The sequence below is a fragment of the Allobosea lupini genome (assembly GCF_900109525.1).
Taxonomy (GTDB): domain Bacteria; phylum Pseudomonadota; class Alphaproteobacteria; order Rhizobiales; family Beijerinckiaceae; genus Allobosea; species Allobosea lupini.
In genome coordinates this window covers 485,629-509,816 of record NZ_FOAN01000001.1, presented here as the reverse complement: position 1 = coordinate 509,816, position 24,188 = coordinate 485,629, and the positions used below count along the sequence as shown (strand labels likewise).

Genomic DNA, 24,188 nt, shown 5'->3' with positions numbered 1-24,188 from the left:
ATGAACTGGGACCTCGTCCTCGATCTCGCGATCATCGCCGGCAAGAGCCTGCTGCTGCTGGTTGCGCTGCTGGTCTTCATCGCCTTCATGCTGCTCGCCGACCGCAAGGTCTGGGCGGCGGTGCAGCTGCGTCGCGGCCCCAACGTCGTCGGCCCCTTCGGCCTGCTGCAGAGCTTCGCCGACCTGCTGAAATTCGTCTTCAAGGAGCCGATCATACCCTCGGGCTCCAACAAGGGCGTGTTCTTGCTGGCGCCGCTGGTCACCTGCCTGCTGGCGCTGGCGGCCTGGGCGGTGATCCCCGTGGCGGAAGGCTGGGCGATCGCCGACATCAATGTCGGCGTGCTCTACATCTTCGCGATCTCCTCGCTCGGCGTCTACGGCATCATCATGGGCGGCTGGGCTTCGAACTCGAAGTACCCGTTCCTCAGCGCGCTGCGCTCGGCGGCGCAGATGGTCTCCTACGAGGTCTCGATCGGCTTCGTGATCGTCACCGTGCTGCTCTGCGTCGGCTCGCTCAACCTCTCGGCGATCGTCGAGGCGCAGAACACCAGGGCCGGCCTGTTCGGCTGGTACTGGCTGCCGCTCTTCCCGATGTTCATCGTCTTCTTCATCTCGGCGCTGGCCGAGACGAACCGGCCGCCCTTCGATCTGGCCGAAGCGGAGTCGGAGCTCGTCGCGGGCTTCATGGTCGAATACTCCTCGACCCCTTATCTGCTGTTCATGCTCGGCGAATACGTGGCGATCATGACCATGTGCTCGCTCACCACGATCCTCTTCCTCGGGGGCTGGCTGCCGCCGTTCCCGATCGCGCCCTTCACTTGGCTGCCGGGCGTGGTCTGGTTCGTGCTGAAGGTGATGCTGGTCTTCTTCATGTTCGCGATGGTGAAGGCCTTCGTGCCGCGCTACCGCTATGACCAGCTGATGCGGCTGGGCTGGAAGGTCTTCCTGCCTCTGTCGCTGGCTTGCGTCGTGATCGTGGCGGCGGTGCTGCAGATCACCGGTTGGGGGCCCGCTCCCTGATGGCGGGTCAGGCCGGCCTGATCGGAGCCCTGATCGGCTTCGTCGTCGGCCTGATCGAGTATCGGCTCGTCACTGGACTGGTGGTCGGCGCCTTGCGCCGCACCGACAGCTCGAAGACTGAGGCCGAGAAGGACGACTACGAACGGCGCATCCGCCTGTTGAAGGCGGCGGTGCTGGTGGTTTCGGTGGGCGGTCTGCCCATCGTCGGTTACCTGATCGGCCGGACTCTGTTTGGCTGAGACGAGAGAAGGACGAGACGGATGTCACTCGCGCAAGCCGCCAAGGGACTGCTCCTCAAGGAGTTCGTCGGCGCGTTCGCCTTGTCGATGCGCTATTTCTTCAAGCCGAAGGCGACGCTGAACTACCCCTTCGAGAAGGGCGTACTCTCGCCGCGCTTCCGGGGCGAGCACGCGCTGCGCCGCTATCCGAACGGCGAGGAACGCTGCATCGCCTGCAAGCTCTGCGAGGCGATCTGCCCGGCGCAGGCGATCACGATCGAGGCCGGCCCGCGCCGCAATGACGGCACCCGCCGCACGACGCGCTACGACATCGACATGACCAAGTGCATCTATTGCGGCTTCTGCCAGGAGGCCTGCCCGGTCGACGCCATCGTCGAGGGGCCGAATTTCGAGTTCGCCACCGAGACGCGCGAGGAGCTGTTCTACGACAAGGACAAGCTGCTCGATAACGGCGCCCGCTGGGAACGCGAGATCGCGCGCAACATCGCGATGGATGCGCCGTATCGCTGAGAACTGCGGCCCGTCGCGCGGTTGTCGCGCTGGGCGGGCCTGACTATAGACGCTCCAAACTGCGGCGGGACTCGAGCCCGCCGCTTGATGAAACGAGGGCCGCCGGCAAGGGCGGAAAGGCTGGCGAAGATGAATGCCGCAGCGGCTTTCTTCTATCTCTTCTCAGGCGTCACCATCGCCTCGGCGCTGATGGTGATTTCGGCGCGCAACCCGGTGCATTCGGTGTTGTTCCTGATCCTCGCCTTCGTCAACGCGGCGGGCCTGTTCCTGCTGCTCGGGGCCGAGTTCCTGGCGATGCTGCTGGTCGTCGTCTATGTCGGCGCGGTCGCGGTGCTCTTCCTCTTCGTGGTGATGATGCTCGACGTCGATTTCGCCGAGTTGCGCCAGGGCTTCCTGCAATACCTGCCGATCGGCGGCCTGATCGGACTGATCTTCGCGGTCGAATTGCTGCTGGTCGTCGGCGCCTGGGTGATCGATCCGCAGATCGTGCGTGCGCCCGTCGCGGCGATCCCGGCCAATGTCACCAACACCGCGGCGCTCGGCCAGGTGCTCTACACGAAGTACATCTACTATTTCCAGGCGGCCGGCCTCGTGCTCCTGGTCGCGATGATCGGCGCGATCGTGCTGACGCTGCGCGACCGCAAGGGCATCAAGCGCCAGGATATCCCGACCCAGAACGCCCGCACCAAGGCTGCGGCGATGGATGTGAAGCAGGTGCCCTCGCGCGCCGGCGTTCCCGAGGAGATGGCGTGATGGTCGGGCTTGGATCTTACCTCGCGGTCGCTGCGATCCTGTTCACGCTCGGCGTGCTCGGCATCTTCATCAACCGCAAGAACGTCATCGTCATCCTGATGTCGATCGAGCTGATCCTGCTCTCGGTCAACCTCAACTTCGTCGCCTTCTCGAGCTTCCTGAACGATATCGTCGGCCAGGTCTTCGCGATGCTGGTTTTGACCGTCGCCGCCGCCGAGGCCGCGATCGGGCTCGCCATTCTCGTCGTCTACTTCCGCAACCGCGGCACGATCGCGGTGGAAGACATCAACATGATGAAAGGCTGAGCGCGGCGACGCGCCCGTAACCTGCCATGTATCAAGCGATCGTCTTCCTTCCCCTGATCGGCTTCCTGATCGCCGGCCTCTTCGGCCGGCTGATCGGCGCGCGAGCCTCGGAGATCGTCACCACCACGCTGCTGCTGATCTCGGCGGCGCTGTCCTGGGTCGCCTTCATCCAGGTCGGCTTCGGCTCCGGCACCACACGCGTCCAGGTCGCGACCTGGCTGGCCTCGGCCGACCTGCGCGTCGACTGGGCCTTCCGCATCGACACGCTGACCGCGGTCATGCTGGTCGTCGTCAACACCGTCTCCTCGCTCGTGCACCTCTATTCGATCGGGTACATGCACGAGGACCCGTCGCGGCCGCGCTTCTTCGCGTACCTGTCGCTGTTCACCTTCGCCATGCTGATGCTGGTGACCGCCGACAACCTCGTGCAGATGTTCTTCGGCTGGGAAGGCGTCGGTCTCGCCTCCTATCTCCTGATCGGCTTCTGGTACCAGAAGCCTTCGGCCAACGCCGCGGCGATCAAGGCCTTCGTCGTCAACCGCGTCGGCGATTTCGGCTTCCTGCTCGGCATCTTCCTGGTCTTCGTGCTGACAGGCTCGGTCGCCTTCGACAGCATCTTCCCGCAGATCGCCGGTCTTACGGAGCGCAGCTTCCGCTTCCTCGGCTATGACTGGAACGCGCTGACGCTGACCTGCCTGCTGCTGTTCATGGGCGCCATGGGCAAGTCGGCGCAGTTCCTGCTTCACACCTGGCTGCCGGACGCGATGGAAGGCCCGACCCCGGTCTCGGCGCTGATCCATGCCGCGACCATGGTCACCGCCGGCGTCTTCATGGTGGCGCGCCTGTCGCCGATCTTCGAATACGCACCGGTCGCGCTCACTGTCGTCGTCGTCATCGGCGCCACCACCGCCTTCTTCGCCGCGACCGTCGGCCTGGTGCAGAACGACATCAAGCGCGTCATCGCCTATTCGACCTGCTCGCAGCTAGGCTACATGTTCGTGGCGATGGGCGTCGGCGCCTACTCGGCCGGCATCTTCCATCTGTTCACCCACGCCTTCTTCAAGGCGCTGCTGTTCCTGGGCGCCGGCTCGGTCATCCATGCGATGCACCATGAGCAGGACATGCGGAACATGGGCGGCCTCAGGAAGCATATCCCGCTGACTGCTGCGGCCATGACGATCGGCACGCTGGCGCTGACCGGCTTTCCCCTCTTCGCCGGTTACTTCTCCAAGGATGCGATCATCGAGAGCGCTTACGCCTCGGTGGCGCATGGCGGCTTCGCCAGCTCCTATGCCTTCGTGCTGCTGGTCGTCGCCGCGCTGATGACCTCGTTCTACTCCTGGCGGCTCTACTTCATGACCTTCGAGGGCGCCCCGCGCTGGGGCGGCCACGGCCATGCCGCTTACGGCCACGACGATCACGCGCATGGTCATGGGCATGACGACCATGCCCACGCCGCGCATGCTCACGACGATCACGGCCATGGCCATGGTCACGACCACACGCCGCATGAGAGCCCGCTCGTCATGCTGATCCCGCTCGCCGTGCTGTCGCTCGGTGCGTTGGTGGCCGGCTACGTCTTCAAGGAGGCGTTCATCGGCCACGACTATGAGCACTTCTGGAAGGCGGCGCTGTTCACCGGCAAGGATAACCACATCCTCCATGCCATGCACGAAGTGCCGAAATGGGTGGTCTGGTCGCCCTTCGTCGCGATGCTGATCGGCTTCCTGCTCGCGCTCTACATGTACGTGCTGCGCCCAGAGGTGCCCGGCAAGCTCGCCGCCGCCAACCCGGTGCTCTACAAGTTCCTGCTCAACAAGTGGTACTTCGACGAAATCTACGACTTCCTGTTCGTACGTCCGGCGATGTGGCTCGGCCGTTTCCTCTGGAAGAAGGGCGACGGCGCCGTCATCGACGGCCTCGGCCCGGACGGGGTCTCGGCCCGTGTCGTCGACGTGACCAACCGGGTCGTGCGGCTGCAGACCGGCTATGTCTACCACTATGCCTTCGCCATGCTGATCGGCGTCGCCGGGCTGGTGACTTGGTACCTCATGGCCCGCGGGTGAGATGATGTTCGGCTTCGGTATCCTCACCGGTCTCCTGGTCCTGCCGCTGGTCGGCGCCGCCTTCATCCTGGCGCTGCGCGGCGACGAGGCTTCGGTCAATTCGAACGCCCGTTGGGCGGCACTGTTCTTCACGACGGGAACGTTCATCCTGGCGCTGGTCGCCTGGGGCCGCTTCGACTCGGCCAATCCAGGCTTCCAGATGGTCGAGAGCCATGCCTGGGTCTCCGACATCATCAAGTTCAAGCTCGGCGTCGACGGCTTCTCCTTCCCCTTCGTGGTCCTTACCGCCTTCCTGATGCCATTCTGCATCCTGGCGTCCTGGACCTCGGTCGAGAAGCGGGTGCGCGAATACATGGTCGCGTTCCTGATCCTCGAGACGCTGATGATCGGCGTCTTCGTCGCACTCGACCTCGTGCTGTTCTACCTGCTGTTCGAGGCGGGCCTGATCCCGATGTTCCTGATCATCGGCATCTGGGGCGGCAAGCGCCGGGTCTACGCCAGCTACAAGTTCTTCCTCTACACGCTGCTCGGCTCGGTGCTGATGTTGCTCGCCATCATGGCGATGTACTGGAACGCCGGCACGACCGACATTCCGACGCTGCTGGCCCACAAGTTCCCGGTCCAGATGCAGCCCTGGCTCTGGCTCGCCTTCTTCGCCTCCTTCGCGGTGAAGATGCCGATGTGGCCGGTCCATACCTGGCTGCCCGACGCGCACGTCGAGGCGCCGACGGCCGGCTCCGTCATCCTGGCGGCGATCCTGCTGAAGATGGGTGGCTACGGCTTCATCCGCTTCTCGATCCCGATGTTCCCGGACGCCTCGGCGATGTTCGCGCCGCTGGTCTTCGCGCTCTCCGTCATCGCCATCATCTACACCTCGCTGGTGGCGCTGATGCAGGAGGACATCAAGAAGCTGATCGCGTACTCCTCGGTGGCGCATATGGGCTTCGTCACCATGGGCCTGTTCACCCTGACGCCGCAGGGCATCCAGGGCGCGATGTTCCAGATGGTCAGCCACGGCCTGGTCTCGGGCGCGCTCTTCCTCTGCGTCGGCGTGATCTACGACCGCATGCACACCCGCGAGATCGCCGCCTATGGCGGCCTGGTCAACCGGATGCCGCTCTATGCGGTAGTGTTCATGATCTTCACCATGGCCAATGTCGGCCTGCCCGGTACGGCGGGCTTCGTCGGCGAGTTCCTGACCCTGATGGGCGCCTTCAAGGCCAATCCCTGGGTGGCGTTCCTGGCGACCACCGGCGTGATCCTGTCGGCGGGCTATGCGCTCTGGCTCTATCGGCGCGTCGTCTTCGGCGAACTCACCAAGCCCGAGCTCAAGGACATCACCGACCTCAACGCCCGCGAGATCGCGATCTTCGTGCCGCTCGTCCTGCTGACGATCTGGTACGGCATTGCGCCCGGCACGATCCTCGACGCCTTCGCGGCGCCGACCGAAGCCCTCATCAAGAACTATCAGGCCGCCATCACCGCCGCGAAGACGGCGATGCTGGCAGTCCAGTAAGGCTGCTCCGATGACCACCTTGCCCGCTTTCGGTCCGGCGCTCCCGGAAATCGTCATGGCGCTGGGCGCCATCGCCATGGTGCTTTACGGCGCGATCCAGGGCGAGCGCTCGACGCGCACGCTCGAGATCGCGGCGCTCGCGCTTTTCGCGCTGGCGCTGGTGCTCGTCCTGCGCGGCGAGGGCAAGGTCGTCACCTTCAACGGCGCCTTCATCGCCGACGGCTTCGGCCGCTTCATGAAGGTGCTGACGCTGATCGGCGCCGCGGCCGCGATCGTGCTCTCGGCCGATTTCCTGCGCCGCGACGGCGCCATGCGCTTCGAGTTCCCGATCCTCGTCGTCCTCGCCACCATCGGCATGATGATGATGATCTCGGCCAGCGACCTGATCGGCCTCTATGTCGGCCTGGAGCTGCAGTCGCTCGCGCTCTATGTCGTCGCCGCCTTCGATCGCGATAATCCGCGCTCGACCGAGGCTGGCCTGAAGTATTTCGTCCTCGGCGCGCTCTCCTCGGGCATGCTGCTCTACGGCTCGTCCATGGTCTACGGCTTCACCGGCACAGTGAGCTATGCCGGCATCGCCGAAGCGGTGAAGGGCGGCCATCCCGGCATCGGCCTGATTATCGGCCTTGTCTTCGTCGCCGCCGGCGTCGCTTTCAAGATCTCGGCCGTGCCGTTCCATATGTGGACGCCGGACGTCTATGAGGGCGCCCCGACCCCGGTCGCCGCCTTCTTCGCCTCTGCGCCGAAGATGGCGGCGATGGCGATGACCGTGCGCATCTTCGTCGGAGCTTTCCCGGGCGCGCTGCATGACTGGCAGCAGATCATCGTCTTCATGGCGATCGCCTCGATGGCGCTCGGCGCCTTCGCCGCGATCGGCCAGACCAATATCAAGCGACTGCTCGCCTATTCCTCGATCGCGAACATGGGTTACGCGCTCGTCGGCCTCGCCGCCGGCACGCCGGCCGGCGTCCAGGGCGTGATGACCTATATGGCGATCTATCTCGCCACCACGCTCGCCGCCTTCGCCTGCGTCCTGATGATGAACCGCAATGGCAAGCCGGTCGAGGATATCGGCGAGCTCGCCGGCCTGTCCCGCAACAATGGCTGGATGGCCTTCGCGATGTCGATGATGATGTTCTCGCTCGCCGGCATCCCGCCGCTCGCCGGCTTCTGGGCGAAGTGGTACGTCTTCCTCGCCGCGATCGAGGCCAAGCTCTATGTGCTCGCCGTGGTCGGCGTGATCACCAGCGTCGTCGGCGCCTACTACTATCTGCGCATCGTCAAGGTGATCTATTTCGACGACGCCAAGCCGGCCTTCGACAAGGGCGACGCCGGCGTGCGCGGCGTCTTGCTGATCTCGGCGCTGTTCGTGCTGGTGCTGTCCTTCCTGCCGGCGCCGCTGTTCGACTCCGCTGCCGCGGCGGCGAAGTCGCTGTTCTGAGCGCCTAAGTGCTCGGCGAAGGCGCTCGCGCCGCCGGCTATCGCCTGATCGTCCGCGACGAGGTCTCCTCCACCATGGAGGAGGCGCGCCATGCGCTGCGCGAGGGCGATCCTGGACGACTCTGGATTGTCGCGAAAGGCCAGAATGCCGGGCGCGGCCGGCATGGCCGGCATTGGGGTTCGCCGCCCGGCAATCTCTATGCCAGCTTGCTGCTGGTCACTCCCTGCGAGCCGGCGCTGGCGCCGCAGCTCGGCTTCGTTGCGGGCCTTGCCTTGCACGATGCGGCTGCAGCCGTGACCGGCCTGTCCCATCCGGCGCTTGCCCTGAAATGGCCGAACGACCTGCTGATCGGCGGGGCCAAGACCTCGGGCCTGTTGCTCGAGGGCGAGAGCCGGGCAGGGCGCTTCAACGTCGTCATCGGTATCGGGGTCAACGTGGCCTCTGCACCGGAGGGCACGCCTTACCCCGCCGCCCACCTTTTGGCGCATGCAGCGGACGTGACCGTAGAGCGTCTGCTGGCAGCCTTGTCGGATGCCTGGCACCAGCGCTTCTCGGCCTGGTCGCCGCCGGGCGGTTTCGGCCCGACCCGAGCCGCCTGGCTGGAGCGCGCCGCCTATCTCGGCGAGACCATCACCATGCGCCTGCCGGAGGGGCCGGTCTCGGGCCGCTTCCTCGGCCTCGACGCCTCCGGGCGGCTCGAACTCGAAACCGAAGCCGGCCGGCGGCTGATCGATGCCGGCGATCTCTATTTCGGCTCGATGCCCACTTCTGGCACACCGGCAGGTTGAGGTAACGCTTCCGCCTGCTCCTGCCGCTATGGAGGCGCGCCAGAGAGCATGCTAGGCCTGCCGCCGGCCGCTTCGCCAGCTTCAGCATAGAATGTCAGGATTGCCAGTGACCCGTTCCAGCGACCAGCTCGTCTTCGTTCCGCTCGGTGGCCTCGGTGAGATCGGCATGAATGCCGCGCTCTACGGCTTCGGGCCGGAAAAGAAGCGCAAATGGATCCTGGTCGATTGCGGGCTCTCCTTCGCCGGGCCGGAGGCGCCGGGCGTCGACATTGTCCTGCCCGACCTCAGCTACATCATCCAGGATCGGGCCAACCTGCTCGGCATCGTCATCACCCACGCCCATGAGGACCATATCGGTGCGCTCGCCGCGCTCTGGCCCTCACTGCGCGTGCCGGTCTGGTGCACGCGTTTTGCCGCCGGCCTGCTGGCGACGCGGCGCCTCTCCGAGCCGGGCGCGCCCAAGGTCGAGATGAACATCGTCGCCCAAGGGGGACGCTTTACGCTCGGCCCGTTCGACATCGAATTCGTGCCGGTCGCGCATTCGATCCCGGAATCGAACGCGCTCGCGATCCGCACCCCGGCCGGCCTCGTCGTCCATACCGGCGACTGGAAGATCGACCCGACCCCGCGCGTCGGCCTGCCGACCGACGAGGCCCGCCTGCGCGAGCTCGGCGAGGAAGGCGTGCTGGCACTGGTCTGCGACTCCACCAATGTCCTGCGCGACGGCATCAGCCCAAGCGAGGCGGATGTCGCCGCCAAGCTGAAGGAGCTGGTCGCCTCTGCCCCGAACCGCGTCGCCGTCACCACCTTCGCCTCGAATGTGGCGCGTCTGCGCGCCGTCGCCGAGGCTGCGATGGCCAATCAGCGCGAGGTCGTCGTTGTCGGCCGCGCCATGGACCGCGTCATCGACGTCGCCCGCGAATGCGGCTTCCTCGACGGCATTCCCGCTTTCCGCGGGGTCGAGACCTATGGCTATCTGCCGCGCGACCGGGTCGTGGCACTCGTGACCGGCAGCCAGGGCGAGCCGCGCGCGGCGCTTTCGCGGATTGCTGCCGACGACCATCCCGAGATCGCGCTCTCGCCGGGCGACCGGGTGATCTTCTCCTCGCGCACCATCCCCGGCAATGAGAAGGCCGTCGGCGCCATCCTCAATCGGCTGGCGCGAGACAATATCGAGATCATCACCGACCGCACCCATCTCGTGCACGTCTCCGGCCATCCGCGGCGCGAGGAGCTGGCGCGGCTCTATGGCTGGCTCAAGCCAAAGATCGCGATTCCAGCCCATGGCGAGGATCAGCACCTGACCGAACACGCCACCTTCGCCCGCAGCCTCGGCGTCAAGCATGTGCTGCGCGCAGGCAATGGCGATGTCGTTGTGATCGCCGAGGACGGGGCCCGCAAGCTCACCGAGGTCCAGCATGGCCGGCTCTATCAGGATGGCGAGCTCCTGATCGGCGCGCTCGACCGCACGATTCCCGAGCGCCGCAAGCTGTCCTTCGCCGGCGTCATCTCGATCGCGGTGGCCCTGGATGAGAAGGGCGAACTTGCCGGCGATCCGGAGGTCGCACTGATCGGCCTGCCGCTTGCCGCCAAGGACGGCACGCCCTTCGACGATATCGTCGCCGACGCTGTCGAGGACCTGATCGAGGGCCTGCCCAAGGGCAAGCGCCGCGATCCCGAGGCCGTGCGCAGCGCGCTCGAGCGCGGCGTGCGCGCCGCGGTCAACGAGGAGTGGGGCAAGAAGCCGCTGGTGAACGCACTGGTGATCACGGTGTAGGATCGGGCATATCGCCCGCTGAACGCCGCGCCTGAACGGAGTCTTTGCATGATCGGACGCCTCAACCACGTCGCCATCGCCGTGAAGGACCTCGCCGCCTCGACCGCGCTCTATCGCGACACGCTCGGCGCCCGCGTCTCGCAGCCACTGCCGCAGCCGGAGCATGGCGTCACCGTCGTGTTCGTGGAACTGCCGAACACCAAGGTCGAGCTGCTGGAGCCGATGGGCGCGGATTCGCCGATCGCCAAGTTCCTCGAGCGCAATCCCGACGGCGGCATCCACCACATCTGCTACGAGGTCGACGACATCCTCGCGGCGCGCGACCGGTTGAAAGCGCAGGGCGCGCGCGTGCTCGGTTCGGGCGAGCCGCGCATCGGCGCCCATGGCAAGCCTGTGCTCTTCCTGCACCCCAAGGATTTCTGCGGCACGCTCGTCGAGCTGGAGCAGGCCTGAGCCATGATCTCCGAGATCGCCTTCTTCGGCGAGCCGGAACCCGGCTCACCGCGCCCCTTCAGCCTCGCGACGCGGGCCGGCGGCCTCGTCTTCGTCTCCGGCCAGTCGGCGCCCCATGAGCCTGCGAAGGGTGTCGTGCGGGGAGAGACGCCGGCCGAGCAGGTGCGGCAGGCGCTGGCGCATGTCGCCGCCATCCTGGCCGAGGCCGGCAGCAGCCTTGAGCGCGTCGTGCAGATGACGATGCTGATCACCGATCCCGGCGACTATGCCGCCTGCAATGCTGAATATGTGAAGCATTTCCCGAATGGCTTGCCGGCTCGGCACACGGCGCGCTTCGGCGTGCCGACCGACGCCAAGGTCGCGTTCGCGTGCATTGCCCTGGCTGACGAGGACAGGCCGTCATGACGATCGGCGGCGGGCTCGCGGTCTACTTCGTGATCTGGTGGACGGTGCTGTTCGTGACGCTGCCTTTCGGCGTGCGCAGCCAGGCGGAGAGTGGCGAGGTCCAGAAGGGCACGGATCCTGGTGCTCCGGTTGCGCCTGCGCTGTTGAAGAAGGCGCTCATCACCAGCATCTTGGCCGCGATCGTTTTCGCGGGAGTCTGGTACATTTGGATGATGCTCGATCTGTAAGCCGCCGATAACTTTTGCTTTCGGATAGCCGACAGCAAAGGTCAGATGATGGCGAGGCCGTTCAGATCGAAGTTCCAGTTCTACGACGAGTTGATCGACACGCTGCGCGAGGACCGTTTTCACATCGGTGTAAACCATGGCCCTCCCGAACGGAGGCGCGGCAATCATATCGGCGTGATGCACGACGCCTTGATCACTTGGGCTTCGCATATGAAGGGCGCGGACATTGCAGCCGCGCTGGCGGCGATGAAGGCGGAAGACGTCGCCTCTCAGACCTTCGGCAACAAGACCAGCACTCTGGTGCGCCTGTTCAAGACCCATGGAAAAATCCTGAATGGATCGGGCGCCATCGACCCGGTCGTCGGCAAGAAGACGATCTCCAGCTTGGACGACGTTTTGCCGGTGGTCGATCGCGAGAAGCTGAAGCGCGACAAGGCCGAGCGCGAAAAGCGAGAGAAGACCGAGAACACGCTCGACATCGTCGTGATCTACGATGGCGGCAAGACTTTCTCACAGACGAAAGAGGACAACGAAGCGACTTTTCCAATTACCGATGCGGACCCTTATAGTCGGACCGGGCGGAAGATATTTCGTATGAGCGCCACGACGGCCTCGATCGGCGTCGCCTCGATACCGTTCCTGACCCGCCATTCCAACTTGATTCAGAAGAAACTGGAAGGGCGTGAGGTCGGCAAGATCTGCATCGCGGGGTCCAGTTCGGGCGGGCGCAATGCCGTCGATCTTGCGGCGCGCCTGCATTTCGCCGGCTTGCCGGTTGCTTATCTGGCGATGGCCGATGCCGCTTTCTTTCCCATCGAAGCGAAGAACTCACCCGTCGAGACCAATGGCCGGCTCAACACGCCGCTATTTGGGCCCTTTGCGAATTCGGCTGCGGCGCGGCAGAATTTTTTTCAGACGGTAGGCAACCGAAGCGAGTTGGCGATCTTCGGCATGCGGCGCATCTTTTCATCCAATATGGCGAACAAGGAAATCCACGGCTCGGTCTCGGGCTTTACTGATCGGCCGCTGACGAGTCGAATTCAGGCGCAGAATCCAAAGAATGACGATGATGCTCATTCGAGGGCTGTCGGCGACGGCATGGAGACGGCATTGAAGGAAATCCGTGAACTTCTCAATGCTCTTTAGGCTCACCGAATGTCGCCGAGCGACGTTCCGCGGCATTGATTGGGTGTAAGCCAGAAGAGTTGCGTAACAGAAAAACAAAAGGCAAGGCTTGCGCCCTGCCTTTGGAAGTCTGTTTTTTACCGCAGTATCGGCGCACCATTATTCCCGCGCACTCATATACTGAACGGCTGTTTGTTCCTCCCGAGACCTGGTCCGCGGCGCCCTGAAAACGGTCGGGCGTGCCCAGCGCCAGAGTGATTAGCCCATCGCAATAATGTTGTCACCTGTTTAGGCAGGCCGAGATCGATTTTTTTGCAAAATTATTCCAAATTGCTCTTGTGCAGTGCAACATTGTTCGCTTGGCGCGATTCCTCGCCTTGTTCCAGTCATAGGATGTCGCTACCTCGCAACGTCAGATGCGCCGGGCCGTTCCGGCGGTCAGGAGAGGTTTTTCGATGCTTCGCACCACGCTCGCCGCCCTGGCGCTTACCGCTTCGCTCGGCCTGGCCCAGTCTCAAGCCAACGCCCAGGCGCCGGCACCGGCTAATCTCGATCCGCAGAACACCCTGGCGCTCGACACCAAGGATGGGCGCGTCACCATCCGCCTGCGGCCGGACCTGGCGCCCAAGCATGTCGAGCAGATCAAGGCCCTGACCAAGCGTGGCTTCTATGACGGCATCGTCTTCCATCGCGTCATCGATGGCTTCATGGCCCAGACCGGCGATCCGAAGGGAGACGGCACCGGCGGTTCCGACCTGCCGAACATCCCGGCCGAGTTCACCCCGACGCCCTATAAGGTCGGCTCGGTCGGCATGGCCCGTTCGCAGAGCCCGAACTCGGCCAATTCGCAGTTCTTCATCTGCTTCGAGGGTTGCGGCTCGCTGACCGGCCAGTACACCCTGTTCGGCGAGGTCGTCTCCGGCATGGACGCCGTGCGCAAGATCAAGAAGGGCAGCAGCGCCAATAACGGCGCGGTGAGCGGCCCCGACAAGATCATCCGTATGCGTCTGCTGGCGGACGCCAAGTAGTCCGATGCGCCGCTCGCGCGTGCCCGCGCTCTCGCTTGTGCTGCTGGCCTGCGCCGGCGGCCCGGTAAAGGCGCAGGACACGCGCGATCTTGGCCTGCCGCCTGCCTCGGGCTTTCAGAACCCCGTCCTGCCGCCGCCGTCCGGCTCGCAGAACCCGGTGCTGCCTCCGCAATCGGGCCAGCGCTACATGCCGGGTATCGGCGGCCCCTTCGGCGAGGGCGCGCGCCGCCCGGTGGCACCGTCGCCGACGCCCGGCGTCGATCGCGGCGTCATCGGCACCGTCAATCCCGAGACGATCGGCATTGGCGAAGAGACTGTCGACCGGCTCGATCAGATCGGCCCGGCGCTGCGACGCTGCTGGAAGCCGCCTGCGCTCGATGCCCAGAGCGGCGGCGCCAGCGCCAGTGTCCGCTTCAGCCTGCGCCGCGACGGCACGCTCTTCGGCCAGCCGCGCGTCACCTGGGAGATGCGGCGGGCGCCGACTGGCCTGCGCGAGCGTTTCAGCGACTCCCTCATGAGGGCCGTGCGCGATTGCACGCCGATGAGGTTGTCGCCGGGGCTTGGAGGGAGTATCGCAGGCCGCCCGATTACAATCCGCTTCTTCGGCCGTGTGCCGACCAACGAAAGATCAGTCTGATGTCGCTCGATCCCGAGAACACCCTCGTCATGGAGACCACCAAGGGCCGCGTGGTGATCAAGCTGCGGCCGGACCTCGCCCCCAACCATGTCGAGCGCATCAAGCTGCTCGCACGCGAGGGCTTCTATGACGGCATCGTCTTCCACCGCGTCATCGACGGCTTCATGGCGCAGGTCGGCTGCCCGCACGGCACCGGCACCGGCGGCTCGAGCTATCCGGACCTCGCCCAGGAGTTCAACGCCGAGCCGCATGTCCGCGGCGTCTGCTCGATGGCGCGCGCCCAGAACCCGAACTCGGCCAACAGCCAGTTCTTCATCGTCTTCGACGATGCCCGCTTCCTCGACAAGCAGTACACCGCCTGGGGCCAGGTCGTGGAGGGCATGGAGAACGTCGACAGGATCAAGCGCGGCGAGCCGGTGCGCGATCCCGACTCCATCGTCTCGATGAAGGTGATGGCGGACGCCTGAGGCGTTCCCACACGTTGCGAACAACGTCATCCCGGGTCGACTTCGTCGGCCCGGGATGATTTTTCAGGATCGGTCCATGGACGTCGGTCTCTTCGATTTCGATCTGCCCGAAGAACGCATCGCGCTGCGGCCGGTAACTCCGCGGGATGCGGCCAGGCTGCTCGTCGTACGCCCCGGCTCGCCTGAGCCTCTTGCGGATCGCGGCGTCCGTGATCTCGTCGAACTGCTGCAGCCGGGCGATGCGCTGGTGTTGAACGACACCCGCGTCATCCCATCCCGCCTCTGGGGGAGGCGCACTCGCGGCGAGGCTTCGGCCCGCATCGAGATCATGCTGCACAAGCGCGAAGCGGATAATCGCTGGCGCGCCTTCGCCCGTCCGGCCAAGAAGCTCAATGTCGGCGAGACGATCGTTTTCGACAGCGACGGCGCCGGCAATGCCTGCGAGCTCGCCCGGCTTCAGGCCGAAGTCGAGGACAAGGGGGAGGGCGGCGACATCGGCCTGCGCTTTTCGCTGACGGGTCCCTATCTCGACGAGGCGATCGCGCGGCTCGGCGAGTTGCCACTGCCGCCTTACATTGCCGGCAAGCGCGCGACCGACCAGGCCGATGCCCAGGACTACCAGACCACCTATGCGCGCGAGGAAGGCGCCGTCGCCGCGCCGACCGCCGGCCTGCACTTCACGCCGGAGCTGTTCGATGCGCTGAGGACGCGCGGCGTCTCCAGCCATTTTGTCACCCTGCATGTCGGCGCCGGCACCTTCCTGCCGGTCAAGGCCGAGGACACCGACGAGCATCGCATGCACGCCGAATGGGGCACGGTCGGCGCCGCGACGGCCGACGCGCTCAATGCGGTTCACGCCGCCGGCGGCCGCATCGTCGCGGTCGGCACGACCTCGCTGCGCCTGCTCGAAAGTGCGACCGGCGAGGATGGCGTCGTCAAGCCGTTTTCGGGCGATACGGCGATCTTCATTACGCCGGGCTATCGCTTCCGCGCCGTCGACCTGCTGATGACCAATTTTCACCTGCCGCGCTCGACGCTGTTCATGCTCGTCAGCGCCTTCAGCGGGCTCGATGTGATGAAGCGCGCCTATGCCCACGCCATCGCCGAGGGCTATCGCTTCTATTCCTATGGCGATGGCAGCCTGCTGTTCCGGGCCGACGCTTCTGCCTGAGCCTTACTTGGCCGGTAGCGGCGGCACGCCCTTTTGCCACTCGCCCCAATTGCCGACGATGTGATCGACGACACGCGAGCCGACCGCCTCGACATTGGCCACGGTCTCGGCAAAGCCGCCGGCTGTCTGGCCGGGTGCCGGGTCGAGATGCTGCTGCGTCGTCTCGTTCGGATTGCCCTGGTCGAAGTTGACCGCGCCGCGCAGGCTCAGGATCCGGTCGGTGCCGAACTGGCGCTTGATCACCAGCGTGATTGCCGCGGCCTCCATCTCGGTGATGACATAGTCGTCGGCGCCATAGAGCTTCGCCATGTACTGCGCCTCCTTCGACAGGCCCGGGCCGTGGAAGAAAGTGTCGCCGGTCATGTGCGTGCCGGTCTGGACGGAGGGCGCCGCCCGTGCCTTCTCGTCCGGATAGCGCTGGCGATACTGCTTCGCCGACTCCGAATCCTGCAGGTTGACCCCGGCGCTCAGCCGCGTCGCCCAGCCGACCAGCGTCGGGTTGAGCTTGAAGACCCGGTACTCCTCATAGCCCTTGCGCGGGATGAATACCGGCTCGCCCGGCTTGCCTTCCTCCGGCGCCCAGCGATGGCCGAGATCGTAGTCGACCAGCCAGGTGCCCCAGGAGACGTCGCCGATCGTGCCGCGCGAAGGCGGCGTGCCGGCAACGCCGGTGATGACGAAATAGGCTTGCGAGAAGTCGTATTCGGGATCGAGCAGGATCGCCTGCATCGAGGAGGATGAGTTGACCTTGCCCATGCCGAGCACCGCGCCGCAGACACCGTCGTCATTGCAATAGGCCGGCTTCAGCGCGCCGCGCACCTCGTGCGGCTGGCTCTTCTGCCAGTAGCGCTCATACCAGTGCTGGAACTCGCCAGCCCGGTCGCCGGTATTGGCGCCGATCTCGAACATCGAGGCGACGAAGACCTTGACCCTGATCGGTGCCGCTTCTGCCGCACCGCCATTGCCGAGCGGGGCGAGGCTGAGAACGGCTGCTCCGAGCCTGCTGGCGATCCGGTTCATGGCGCTCTCCTTGCCGCAGCGTGTTGGTGGACGCTGAAGCAAGGTGCCTGCCACGAACGGTGCGATCAAGCGTGGGCTTCGGGCGGCGCGCTCATCGGGATCGGCTTGATCACGTCGATCAGCACGCCGCTCGGATCGGCTGTGATGAAGTGGCGCTGGCCGAACCATTCATCGCGCAGCTCCTGCAGGGTCGGCAGACCGGCTGCCGTCAGCCTGGCATATTCGGCGTCGACGTCCTCGACCTCGAAGTTCAGGATCAAACCGCTGACGCGGCCGCGGCCGGGGAGGGGGATGGTGTCGTGGCTCCCGTCCAGCACCGCCAGCGTCACCCGCTCGTCGACGGTCGACTGCAGATGGACATACCAGTCCGCCTCGAACTGGGCCTCGAAGCCGAAATGAGCAATATAGAAGGCGGCGGTCTCGGCGACCTTGTCGGTCATGATCACCGGGTAATAGCTGCTGACTTTCATGGGCTTGCCTGCCTTTCATCAAAAACATACAATCTGCATGTTTATGTGAATTAACATACAGGCTGCACGTATGCAAGAAGCTGGACGCCGGTCCAACAAGGATCGCTCCGACACCACGCGCGCCGCGCTGATTGCGGCGGGGCGCAAGCTCTTCGTCAGCCGTGGCTATGCCGAGACCGGCACGCCGGAACTTGTCGCCGAGGCGGGGGTGACGCGCGGTGCGCTCTACCATCACTTCGCCGACAAGCGGGCGCTGTTCCGGGCCGTGGTCGAGGTGGAATCGGCGGCGGTCGCGCGGGAGATCGAGAGCGCGGCCCGGCCCGGCCTGGCGCCGCTGAAAGCACTCAGCAGGGGCGGCGCGGCCTTCCTGGAGGCGATGCGGGAACCGGGCCGAACCCAGCTTCTGCTGATCGATGCCGCGGCGGTGCTCGGCCGCGAGGAGCTCGACGCGATCGATGCTCGCCATGGCGGACGGACGCTTCGCGAAGGGCTCGCAGCGGCGATACAAGCTGGTGCATTGCCGAAGTTGCCGCTGGCGGCGACAGCCCAGTTGCTCGGCGCGGCCTATGACCGCGCTGCTCTTGCGATCGCGGCCGGAGCTGAGCCGGGCGAATGGCACAAGCTAATCGATGCTGTGGTGGCTGGCCTGGCTGCGCCGGGCGCGCCGTCACGATAGGCGTGCCCTGACGGCTCCGTGTGGCCGTTCCGGCTCGCATTCCGCCGGCAAAGATGCTACCCGGCATGCCGCAGCTTTTCAGCTTTGCGCGAATTCTGTCGGTTTGGCCGATTTTGGTCGAGCGGATGGCGCGTGAAGATCAATTCGAGGCGTCATGTCCGACATTTTCCGCGAGATCGACGAGGAGGTTCGCCGCGACAAGGCCAGCGCCATCCTCAAGAAATATGGCAATGTCTTCATCGCCATCGCCGTGCTGGCGGTGGCGGGCGTTGCCGGCTGGCAGTTCTGGCAGCAGCAGGAGCGCAAGAAGGCCGAGGCCGTTGGCGCCAGGTTCGAGGAGGCGGTACGCGCCTCGCGCGACAACAACGCCAGCGCGGCCGAAGCGACGCTGACCGAGCTCGCCGCCAATGCGCCGGCCGGCTACCGGCTGCTCTCGCGCTTCCGCCTCGCTTCCGAGGTCGGCAAGCGTGATGCGGCTGCCGGCGCGACCGCTTTCGACGCCCTCGCCAACGACACCACGCTCGACCAGTATTATCGCGATCTCGCCCGCCTGCGTGCCGGCATGCTGCGCGTCGACCTCGTGCCTTTCGCCGAGCTGCGCAAGGAGCTCGAGCCGCTGGCGACGCCCACCGGGCTGTGGCGCCATTCGGCCCGCGAATTCCTCGGCATTGCCGCGCTGAAGGCCAACCTGTTCGAGGATGCCGGACGCTGGTTCGACGCCGTGGTTGCCGATCCGCAATCACCGCAGGTGCTGCGCCAGCGCGTCGAGCTCTATCTCACGCTGGTGCGCGGCGGCCCCGTCACCATCAAGAACTGACATCGGGCGCCGCCGTCACAGGTGGCCGCCCTCCAGGCTTGGGCCCCTTCCGGACAGTGGAGCCACTTTCCGGACGAGGCCCGATGCTGCATTAAAGACGGATCATGAGCGCCATCATCGCCATCGTCGGCCGACCCAATGTCGGCAAGTCGACCCTGTTCAACCGGCTCGTCGGCAAGAAGCTCGCGCTCGTCGACGATCAGCCTGGCGTCACGCGCGATCGCCGCGAGGGCGACGCCAACCTCGGCCATCTGCGCTTCACGGTGATCGATACCGCCGGCCTCGAAGAGGCCGACAAGGATTCGCTCGCTGGCCGCATGCGCGCCCAGACCGAAACCGCGATCGACCAGGCCGACGTCATCCTGTTCATGATCGATGCCCGCCTCGGCCTGACGCCGATGGACCAGCCTTTCGCCGAGCTGGTGCGCCGCTCCGGCAAGCCCGTCATCCTGCTCGCCAACAAGGCCGAGGGGAACAAGGGCAAGGATGGCGTGATGGAGGCCTTTGCGCTCGGGCTCGGTGATCCCGTGCCGTTCTCGGCCGAACATGGCGAGGGCACCTCCGACCTGCTGGAGGCGCTGGCGCCTTACGTCGACGACGAGCCGGAGGAGGACGAGGAGGAGGCCTGGGCCGACGTGCCCGCCGATGCCCCGTCTGATGAGGACATCGATCCGAACCGGCCGCTGCGCGTCACCATCATCGGCCGGCCCAATGCCGGCAAGTCGACGCTGGTCAACCGGATGATCGGCGAGGAGCGCCTGTTGACCGGCCCCGAGGCCGGCATCACCCGCGACACCATCTCGGTCGAATGGGAATGGCGCGGACGGCCGGTCAAGCTGTTCGACACCGCCGGAATGCGCAAGCGCGCCCGCATCGACGAGAAGCTCGAAAAGCTCGCCGTGGCGGATTCGCTGCGGGCCATCCGCTTCGCCGAGGTCGTGGTCGTCCTGCTCGACGCCACCATCCCCTTCGAGAAGCAGGACCTGACCCTGGCCGACCTGAGCGAGCGCGAAGGCCGCGCCGTCGTCATCGGCCTGAACAAATGGGACCTGGTCGCCGACAAGCAGGGCCTGCTCGCCGAACTCAAGGAGAAGGCGCATCATTTGCTGGCGCAGATCCGCGGCGTCGAAATCGTGCCGCTCTCCGGCATCGCCGGCGAGGGCATCGACCGGCTGATGCAGGCGGTGTTCCGCTCCTATGAGGTCTGGAACCGTCGCGTCTCGACCGCGAAGATCAATCGCTGGCTCGAAGGCGTGCTCTCGGCCCATCCGCCGCCGGCTGTCGCCGGCCGGCGCATCAAGATCCGCTATATGACGCAGGCCAAGGCGCGCCCGCCGACATTCGCGCTGTTCGGCAACCAGCTCGACCATCTGCCCGTGTCCTATACGCGCTACCTGGTCAACAACCTGCGCGAGGCCTTCGAACTGCCCGGCACGCCGATCAGGCTTCACACCCGCGGCGGCGCCAACCCCTACGACAAGAGCAAGGGCTGATGCTGGAGACCGTCAGCGCGCTCTTCCTGCGCGCCGACGGGCGGGTGCTGCTTGGGCTGCGCGCCTCGTGGAAACGCGCCTGGGCCGATCACTGGGACGCGATCGGCGGCAGGGTCGAGGCGGGCGAAGCGCTGGATGCCGCGCTCATCCGAGAATGCAAGGAGGAGGTCGGGCTGGTCCCGCAGACCTACCGGCTGATGCTCTCCGCCGAAGAGCGCTTTCCGGAGCGCAACGGCGCAGCGCTGCACCACATCTATGTCGTTTCCGGCTGGGACGGCGACGAGGCCGAGAACCTCTCCGACGAGCATGTCCGCATCGGCTGGTTCTCGCTCGACGAGATGGCGGCGTTGCCGAACCTGACGGTGCCCGACCTGATCGCGGTGGTACGGGAGTATGCGGCGACGTGAAGAGGCGCGTCATGCTCGGGCTCGACACGAGCATCTCATGACGGACGGCGCCTCTATCGGCCTGAGATTCTCGGCTCTGCGCTTCGCTTCGGTCGAGAATGACGCCGGTTGTTAAGCCGGCATCTGCGGCGTCAGCACCTTGCCCTGCGGGAAGTCGAAAATCTTGCCGGTCTCGCTCCACTCCGGCGAAGCGATCTCGACGAGGTGCGGCGCCAGACCCTCGGGCGTCTTCAACGTCATCGGGTCTTCGCCCGGCATCGCCTGGGCCCGCATGCGGGTCCGCAAGGGGCCCGGATTGACCAGCATGACCCGCAAGCTTGTCGAGCGGGTCTCGTCGGCATAGCTGCGCGCCATCGCCTCAAGCGCTGCCTTGGAAACGGCATAGGGCGCCCAATAGGCCAAGCCCTTATGCGCCGCGCCGGAGGACAGGAAGATCGCCCGGCCGGATTCGGAGGCTTTCAGCGCCGGCTCGACCGATTTCAGCAACCGCCAGTTGGCGCTGACATTGATGTCGAAGACCTCGGCCCATTCCTTGGCGCTCACATGCGTCAGCGGCGCCAGCGGTCCGAGGACGCCGGCATTGGCGAGCAGGATGTCGAGCCGGCCCCAGCGCTCGAGCAGGGCAGGGCCCAGCTTCTCGATCGCGGCGGCATCGGCGAGGTCGGCCGGGACCAGGGTCGCGCTGCCGCCGATTGCCCTGATCTCGTCGTCGAGCTCTTCCAGTCCGCCGGTGGTTCGCGCCAGCGCGATCACATGGGCACCTGCCTCGGCAAAGGCGAACGCTGCGGCGCGGCCGATCCCGCGCGACGCGCCGGTGACGAGCGCGATGCGCCCTTCCAGAGGCTTGGTCATCGAAATCCCGTCGAAAGGCTCAGCCGGCGGCCAGAAGCGACATCTGCTGCTTGGCACTCTCGCCGACGACATCGGTCAGCGAGGTCGGATAGTCGCCGGTGAAGCAATGGTCGGTGAACTGCGGCCGGGTCGGATCGCGCTGTTCATGCCCCATCGCCTTGTAGAGGCCGTCGACCGAGATGAAGGCGAGCGAATCGGCGCCGACGAACTGGCGCATCTCCTCGAGCGTATGGGTCGCGGCGAGCAGCTTCTGCTGGTCGGGCGTATCGATGCCGTAATAGTCGGGATGGGTGATCGGCGGCGAGGAGATGCGGAAATGCACCTCGCGGGCGCCGGCCTCGCGCATCATCTTGACGATCTTCAGCGAGGTCGTGCCGCGCACGATCGAATCGTCGACCAGCACGATACGCTTGCCCTCGACCACGCTGCGATTGGCCGAGTGCTTCAGGCGCACGCCGAGCTCGCGCACCTTCTGCGTCGGCTCGATGAAGGTGCGGCCGACATAGTGGTTGCGGATGATGCCGAGCTCGAACGGGATGCCGCTCGCCTGGGCATAGCCGAGCGCCGCCGGCACGCCGGAATCGGGGACCGGCACGATCACGTCGGCGTCGGCCGGGGCTTCGGCGGCGAGCTGCGCGCCCATCGCCTTGCGGCGCTCATAGATGCTGCGGCCCTTCACGATTGAATCCGGCCGGGCGAAATAGATGTACTCGAAGATGCAGGGCCGTTCCGGCACCGGCGGGAAGGGCTTGTGGCTCTCGATACCCTGCTCGGAGATGACGATAACCTCTCCATTCTCGATCTCGCGGACGAACTTGGCGCCGATGATGTCGAGCGCGCAGGTCTCGGAGGTCAGGATCGGACAGCCATTGAGGTCGCCGAGCACGAGCGGGCGGATGCCGAGCGGGTCGCGCGCGCCGACAAGCTTCTTGTTGGTGATGCCGACGAAGGCATAGGCGCCTTCGATCTGCCGCAGCGCGTCGATGAAGCGCTCGATGAATTTCGGCTTGCGGCTGCGTGCGACGAGATGGAGCAGCACCTCGGTGTCCGAGGTCGACTGGTAGATCGCGCCGTCACGGACGAGATTGCGCCGCAGCGTCAGCCCGTTGGTCAGGTTGCCGTTATGCGCTACCGCGAAGCCACCCCCATGCAATTCGGAGAACAGCGGCTGGACGTTGCGCAGGATGGTCTCGCCGGTGGTCGAATAGCGGACATGGCCGATCGCCTGCTTGCCCTTCAGCTTCTCGATCACGCTCGCATCGGAGAAGGCGTCACCGACCAGGCCGAGCTGGCGCTCGGTGTGAAAGCGCTTGCCGTCGAAGGAGACGATGCCGGTCGCCTCCTGGCCGCGGTGCTGGAGTGCGTGCAGGCCCAGCGCGGTCAGCGCGGCGGCGTCCTCATGGCCAAAGATGCCGAAGACGCCGCACTCCTCACGCAAACGGTCGGCGTTCGGATCGAACACGGCGTCGGCATCGTGGATCAGGCTCATCGCAAGGCTCCATCGCGGCTTCAATACGGCTTCCGTTCGGCGGGCCGCCGAACGGAGAGAATCTGCCAACTACTTGTTAGAGCGGGGCGTCATCGCAAGAACGGGTGCCGTTTTTGTGATGAGGCCAGGCTCTGGTTCCAATCAGGGCCGGCGTTGCGCCGGGGCGGGCGTCGTGCCGGTGGCGGCCGGGGCAGTCGTATCGATCACGCGCTGCAGCGCCTGCCGGTCGGTGGCGGGCGCCTGGGTGCGGCGCTGCGGATCGGCGGGAGCGGTGCCGCCGGCCGGTGGATTGGTGCCCGGCGTGCGCGGCTCCTCGGCCGGTGCGTCGGTCGATTCAGGCGTCTTCGGCTGCAGCAGCTTCTTTACGAATTCCGAATCGATATCCTGAGGCAGCATGGTCAGCAGGCTGCGGCCGGTTTCTTCCAGAAGCGGCTTGGAGCGCGAATCGCGTGCCCAGGCCGGCTGCATCTTTTCCGGCACCAGCGCGGTGAAGAAGAGATAGCCGACGACGGCCAGCAGCAGGCCGCGGGCGGCGCCGAAGACGAAGCCGAGAGTGCGGTCGAGCGCACCGATGCGCGAATCGAGCACGAAGTCCGAAATCCGCGCCGTGATCAGCGAGACGACGATCAGCGTCCCCAGGAACAGGGCCGCGATCACCGCGACGAGCGCCACGGTCTTGTTCGGGATGTGCTGCTGCACCAGCGGCAGCAGCTGTGGATGGAATATCCAGGCGACGACGGCGGCGGCGGCCCAGGAGGCGATCGCCAGCACTTCGCGCGTCAGGCCGCGCACGGCTGCCAGCAAAGCCGAGATCAACACCACGCCGATGACGACGAGATCGAGAATTGTCACAGGCATGTCAGGGCCGCTTCGCTGCAAAATCGGGGCCGGCACGCGTCAAATGGGTGGGCCGGACGGATTTTGCTATACCTGCTCGCGTGCCGCGCGTCACCCATCCAGTCGGCTCATTTTGCACTGCGGGAGCCGGATTCGATCAGGTTATCCAAGCTGATCGGAGAATCCGCCTCTCCGCTCT

The 24,188-nt window shown here is 65.7% G+C and carries 27 protein-coding genes; 22 read left to right on the top strand and 5 right to left on the bottom strand.

Annotated features, from left to right (window positions below):
* From nuoH to queA, 18 genes are all read left to right on the top strand, one after another.
* Positions 1-1,020, top strand: a complete 1,020-nt coding sequence (nuoH, locus tag BMZ21_RS02500) for an NADH-quinone oxidoreductase subunit NuoH (RefSeq protein WP_091829447.1) — start codon at positions 1-3, stop codon at positions 1,018-1,020.
* Positions 1,020-1,259, top strand: a complete 240-nt coding sequence (locus tag BMZ21_RS02495; protein ID WP_091829444.1) for a hypothetical protein — start codon at positions 1,020-1,022, stop codon at positions 1,257-1,259. Before nuoH ends, BMZ21_RS02495 begins: the two co-directional genes overlap by 1 nt.
* Before the next feature lie 21 nt (positions 1,260-1,280).
* On the top strand, positions 1,281-1,769 hold the full coding sequence (gene nuoI / locus BMZ21_RS02490) for an NADH-quinone oxidoreductase subunit NuoI (RefSeq protein ID WP_057192642.1): 489 nt from the start codon (positions 1,281-1,283) through the stop codon (positions 1,767-1,769).
* 129 nt (positions 1,770-1,898) lie between these two features.
* Entirely contained in the window at positions 1,899-2,522 is a 624-nt protein-coding gene (locus tag BMZ21_RS02485; protein ID WP_091829442.1) for an NADH-quinone oxidoreductase subunit J, read from the top strand.
* Positions 2,519-2,827, top strand: a complete 309-nt coding sequence (nuoK, locus tag BMZ21_RS02480) for an NADH-quinone oxidoreductase subunit NuoK (protein WP_091829440.1) — start codon at positions 2,519-2,521, stop codon at positions 2,825-2,827. The genes BMZ21_RS02485 and nuoK overlap by 4 nt, the downstream gene beginning before the upstream one ends.
* Before the next feature lie 26 nt (positions 2,828-2,853).
* Entirely contained in the window at positions 2,854-4,893 is a 2,040-nt protein-coding gene (nuoL, locus tag BMZ21_RS02475) for an NADH-quinone oxidoreductase subunit L (protein WP_091829438.1), read from the top strand.
* A 4-nt stretch (positions 4,894-4,897) separates the two neighbouring features.
* Positions 4,898-6,409: an NADH-quinone oxidoreductase subunit M gene (locus BMZ21_RS02470; RefSeq protein ID WP_091830504.1), complete on the top strand. Its 1,512-nt coding sequence runs from the start codon at positions 4,898-4,900 to the stop codon at positions 6,407-6,409.
* 10 nt (positions 6,410-6,419) lie between these two features.
* Positions 6,420-7,850, top strand: a complete 1,431-nt coding sequence (gene nuoN / locus BMZ21_RS02465; RefSeq protein WP_091829436.1) for an NADH-quinone oxidoreductase subunit NuoN — start codon at positions 6,420-6,422, stop codon at positions 7,848-7,850.
* An 8-nt stretch (positions 7,851-7,858) separates the two neighbouring features.
* Entirely contained in the window at positions 7,859-8,638 is a 780-nt protein-coding gene (locus BMZ21_RS02460) for a biotin--[acetyl-CoA-carboxylase] ligase (RefSeq protein ID WP_244543659.1), read from the top strand.
* Between the two features lie 106 nt (positions 8,639-8,744).
* A complete protein-coding gene (locus BMZ21_RS02455; protein ID WP_091829434.1) occupies positions 8,745-10,415 on the top strand; it encodes a ribonuclease J in 1,671 nt (556 codons plus the stop codon).
* A 48-nt stretch (positions 10,416-10,463) separates the two neighbouring features.
* The gene (gene mce, locus BMZ21_RS02450; protein ID WP_091829432.1) at positions 10,464-10,868 is read left to right on the top strand and encodes a methylmalonyl-CoA epimerase; all 405 of its coding nucleotides are present in this window, start codon (positions 10,464-10,466) and stop codon (positions 10,866-10,868) included.
* Between the two features lie 3 nt (positions 10,869-10,871).
* Complete coding sequence (locus tag BMZ21_RS02445; RefSeq protein WP_091829430.1) at positions 10,872-11,273, top strand: RidA family protein; 402 nt, start codon at positions 10,872-10,874, stop codon at positions 11,271-11,273.
* Positions 11,270-11,500 carry a DUF1467 family protein gene (locus tag BMZ21_RS02440; protein WP_091829427.1) on the top strand — a complete coding sequence of 77 codons (231 nt, stop codon included), beginning with the start codon at positions 11,270-11,272 and terminating at the stop codon, positions 11,498-11,500. Before BMZ21_RS02445 ends, BMZ21_RS02440 begins: the two co-directional genes overlap by 4 nt.
* A 45-nt stretch (positions 11,501-11,545) precedes the next feature.
* Complete coding sequence (locus BMZ21_RS02435) at positions 11,546-12,646, top strand: hypothetical protein (protein WP_091829424.1); 1,101 nt, start codon at positions 11,546-11,548, stop codon at positions 12,644-12,646.
* Between the two features lie 434 nt (positions 12,647-13,080).
* Complete coding sequence (locus BMZ21_RS02430) at positions 13,081-13,653, top strand: peptidylprolyl isomerase (protein WP_091829422.1); 573 nt, start codon at positions 13,081-13,083, stop codon at positions 13,651-13,653.
* A gap of 4 nt (positions 13,654-13,657) precedes the next feature.
* Entirely contained in the window at positions 13,658-14,290 is a 633-nt protein-coding gene (locus tag BMZ21_RS02425) for a hypothetical protein (RefSeq protein WP_091829420.1), read from the top strand.
* Positions 14,290-14,757, top strand: coding sequence for a peptidylprolyl isomerase (locus tag BMZ21_RS02420; protein ID WP_091829418.1), 468 nt, complete (start codon positions 14,290-14,292; stop codon positions 14,755-14,757). The genes BMZ21_RS02425 and BMZ21_RS02420 overlap by 1 nt, the downstream gene beginning before the upstream one ends.
* Before the next feature lie 76 nt (positions 14,758-14,833).
* Positions 14,834-15,928: a tRNA preQ1(34) S-adenosylmethionine ribosyltransferase-isomerase QueA gene (queA, locus tag BMZ21_RS02415; protein ID WP_091829416.1), complete on the top strand. Its 1,095-nt coding sequence runs from the start codon at positions 14,834-14,836 to the stop codon at positions 15,926-15,928.
* Between the two features lie 3 nt (positions 15,929-15,931).
* On the opposite strand, the gene BMZ21_RS02410 is transcribed toward queA, so the two are convergent.
* Positions 15,932-16,948, bottom strand: a complete 1,017-nt coding sequence (locus tag BMZ21_RS02410; protein ID WP_091829413.1) for a purine-nucleoside phosphorylase — start codon at positions 16,946-16,948, stop codon at positions 15,932-15,934.
* 65 nt (positions 16,949-17,013) lie between these two features.
* Entirely contained in the window at positions 17,014-17,418 is a 405-nt protein-coding gene (locus BMZ21_RS02405; RefSeq protein WP_091829411.1) for a VOC family protein, read from the bottom strand.
* A 70-nt stretch (positions 17,419-17,488) separates the two neighbouring features.
* Here BMZ21_RS02405 and BMZ21_RS02400 point away from each other — a divergent pair, with 70 nt between their 5' ends.
* The 4 genes from BMZ21_RS02400 (at position 17,489) to BMZ21_RS02385 (ending at position 20,811) form a co-directional block, all read left to right on the top strand.
* On the top strand, positions 17,489-18,094 hold the full coding sequence (locus BMZ21_RS02400; RefSeq protein WP_091829409.1) for a TetR/AcrR family transcriptional regulator: 606 nt from the start codon (positions 17,489-17,491) through the stop codon (positions 18,092-18,094).
* A 154-nt stretch (positions 18,095-18,248) separates the two neighbouring features.
* A complete protein-coding gene (locus BMZ21_RS02395; protein WP_091829407.1) occupies positions 18,249-18,911 on the top strand; it encodes a tetratricopeptide repeat protein in 663 nt (220 codons plus the stop codon).
* Between the two features lie 104 nt (positions 18,912-19,015).
* Complete coding sequence (gene der / locus BMZ21_RS02390) at positions 19,016-20,404, top strand: ribosome biogenesis GTPase Der (RefSeq protein WP_091829405.1); 1,389 nt, start codon at positions 19,016-19,018, stop codon at positions 20,402-20,404.
* On the top strand, positions 20,404-20,811 hold the full coding sequence (locus tag BMZ21_RS02385; RefSeq protein WP_091829403.1) for an NUDIX hydrolase: 408 nt from the start codon (positions 20,404-20,406) through the stop codon (positions 20,809-20,811). The genes der and BMZ21_RS02385 overlap by 1 nt, the downstream gene beginning before the upstream one ends.
* Before the next feature lie 111 nt (positions 20,812-20,922).
* Here BMZ21_RS02385 and BMZ21_RS02380 read toward each other — a convergent pair whose 3' ends face one another.
* The 3 genes from BMZ21_RS02380 to BMZ21_RS02370 form a co-directional block, all read right to left on the bottom strand.
* On the bottom strand, positions 20,923-21,663 hold the full coding sequence (locus BMZ21_RS02380) for an SDR family NAD(P)-dependent oxidoreductase (RefSeq protein ID WP_091829401.1): 741 nt from the start codon (positions 21,661-21,663) through the stop codon (positions 20,923-20,925).
* Positions 21,664-21,682: 19 nt separating this feature from the next.
* On the bottom strand, positions 21,683-23,152 hold the full coding sequence (gene purF / locus BMZ21_RS02375) for an amidophosphoribosyltransferase (protein WP_091829399.1): 1,470 nt from the start codon (positions 23,150-23,152) through the stop codon (positions 21,683-21,685).
* Positions 23,153-23,293: 141 nt separating this feature from the next.
* On the bottom strand, positions 23,294-24,010 hold the full coding sequence (locus BMZ21_RS02370; RefSeq protein WP_091829397.1) for a CvpA family protein: 717 nt from the start codon (positions 24,008-24,010) through the stop codon (positions 23,294-23,296).
* Positions 24,011-24,188: the final 178 nt, after the last annotated feature.

Bases quoted from the DNA above. Each gene is read 5' to 3' on its own strand.
- nuoH (WP_091829447.1), top strand. From the start codon at position 1: ATGAACTGGGACCTCGTCCTCGATCTCGCGATCATCGCCGGCAAGAGC.
- BMZ21_RS02495 (WP_091829444.1), top strand. From the start codon at position 1,020: ATGGCGGGTCAGGCCGGCCTGATCGGAGCCCTGATCGGCTTCGTCGTC.
- nuoI (WP_057192642.1), top strand. From the start codon at position 1,281: ATGTCACTCGCGCAAGCCGCCAAGGGACTGCTCCTCAAGGAGTTCGTC.
- BMZ21_RS02485 (WP_091829442.1), top strand. From the start codon at position 1,899: ATGAATGCCGCAGCGGCTTTCTTCTATCTCTTCTCAGGCGTCACCATC.
- nuoL (WP_091829438.1), top strand. From the start codon at position 2,854: ATGTATCAAGCGATCGTCTTCCTTCCCCTGATCGGCTTCCTGATCGCC.
- BMZ21_RS02470 (WP_091830504.1), top strand. From the start codon at position 4,898: ATGTTCGGCTTCGGTATCCTCACCGGTCTCCTGGTCCTGCCGCTGGTC.
- nuoN (WP_091829436.1), top strand. From the start codon at position 6,420: ATGACCACCTTGCCCGCTTTCGGTCCGGCGCTCCCGGAAATCGTCATG.
- mce (WP_091829432.1), top strand. From the start codon at position 10,464: ATGATCGGACGCCTCAACCACGTCGCCATCGCCGTGAAGGACCTCGCC.
- BMZ21_RS02445 (WP_091829430.1), top strand. From the start codon at position 10,872: ATGATCTCCGAGATCGCCTTCTTCGGCGAGCCGGAACCCGGCTCACCG.
- BMZ21_RS02440 (WP_091829427.1), top strand. From the start codon at position 11,270: ATGACGATCGGCGGCGGGCTCGCGGTCTACTTCGTGATCTGGTGGACG.
- BMZ21_RS02435 (WP_091829424.1), top strand. From the start codon at position 11,546: ATGATGGCGAGGCCGTTCAGATCGAAGTTCCAGTTCTACGACGAGTTG.
- BMZ21_RS02430 (WP_091829422.1), top strand. From the start codon at position 13,081: ATGCTTCGCACCACGCTCGCCGCCCTGGCGCTTACCGCTTCGCTCGGC.
- BMZ21_RS02425 (WP_091829420.1), top strand. From the start codon at position 13,658: ATGCGCCGCTCGCGCGTGCCCGCGCTCTCGCTTGTGCTGCTGGCCTGC.
- BMZ21_RS02420 (WP_091829418.1), top strand. From the start codon at position 14,290: ATGTCGCTCGATCCCGAGAACACCCTCGTCATGGAGACCACCAAGGGC.
- queA (WP_091829416.1), top strand. From the start codon at position 14,834: ATGGACGTCGGTCTCTTCGATTTCGATCTGCCCGAAGAACGCATCGCG.
- BMZ21_RS02410 (WP_091829413.1), bottom strand. From the start codon at position 16,948: ATGAACCGGATCGCCAGCAGGCTCGGAGCAGCCGTTCTCAGCCTCGCC.
- BMZ21_RS02405 (WP_091829411.1), bottom strand. From the start codon at position 17,418: ATGAAAGTCAGCAGCTATTACCCGGTGATCATGACCGACAAGGTCGCC.
- BMZ21_RS02400 (WP_091829409.1), top strand. From the start codon at position 17,489: ATGCAAGAAGCTGGACGCCGGTCCAACAAGGATCGCTCCGACACCACG.
- BMZ21_RS02395 (WP_091829407.1), top strand. From the start codon at position 18,249: ATGTCCGACATTTTCCGCGAGATCGACGAGGAGGTTCGCCGCGACAAG.
- der (WP_091829405.1), top strand. From the start codon at position 19,016: ATGAGCGCCATCATCGCCATCGTCGGCCGACCCAATGTCGGCAAGTCG.
- BMZ21_RS02385 (WP_091829403.1), top strand. From the start codon at position 20,404: ATGCTGGAGACCGTCAGCGCGCTCTTCCTGCGCGCCGACGGGCGGGTG.
- BMZ21_RS02380 (WP_091829401.1), bottom strand. From the start codon at position 21,663: ATGACCAAGCCTCTGGAAGGGCGCATCGCGCTCGTCACCGGCGCGTCG.
- purF (WP_091829399.1), bottom strand. From the start codon at position 23,152: ATGAGCCTGATCCACGATGCCGACGCCGTGTTCGATCCGAACGCCGAC.
- BMZ21_RS02370 (WP_091829397.1), bottom strand. From the start codon at position 24,010: ATGCCTGTGACAATTCTCGATCTCGTCGTCATCGGCGTGGTGTTGATC.